Below are 566 nucleotides of genomic sequence, written 5' to 3'. Positions count from 1 at the left end.
CTCAACCAACCGGAGCTGACGGCCGAGCGCTTCCTGGCCGATCCGTTCTGCGGAGAGCCGGGGGCGCGGATGTACCGCACCGGCGACCTCGCCCGCTATCGGCCCGACGGCAATCTCGAGTTCCTCGGCCGCAACGACGACCAGGTCAAGATCCGCGGCTTCCGCATCGAGCCGGGCGAGATCGCCGCCCGCCTCGTCGAGCACGACCGGGTGCGCGAGGCCGTCGTGCTGGCGCCCGAGGATCGAACGGGCGAGAAGCGCCTCGTCGCCTATGTGGTGCCCGTGCCCGAGGCCGGATCGGACGACGGCGACGACGCAGGCGCGCTTGCCGCCAGCTGGCGCGCCCATCTCAGCGCCCGCCTGCCGGACTACATGCTGCCGTCGGCCTTCGTCCGCATCGACGCCCTGCCGCTGACGCCAAACGGCAAGCTCGACCGCCAGGCGCTGCCGCTTCCCGACGACGATGCCTATGCGCGGGCCGCCTATGCGGCGCCGAAGGGCGAGATCGAGACGATGCTGGCACAGATCTGGGCCGAGCTGCTCGGCGTCGAGCGGGTCGGCCGCCA

The 566-nt window shown here is 72.1% G+C and carries 1 protein-coding gene; it reads left to right on the top strand.

Features of this window, described 5'->3' with window-relative positions:
• A partial coding sequence (locus QN219_RS33815; RefSeq protein ID WP_284004770.1) for an AMP-binding enzyme occupies window positions 1-566 on the top strand: 566 nt, incomplete at both ends.

Origin of the sequence: Sinorhizobium sp. 8-89, from assembly GCF_030124325.1 — a bacterium.
Lineage (GTDB): Bacteria > Pseudomonadota > Alphaproteobacteria > Rhizobiales > Rhizobiaceae > Sinorhizobium.
The sequence above is the reverse complement of the archived record's forward strand: the minus strand, read 5'-3'. Positions and strand labels throughout refer to the sequence as shown.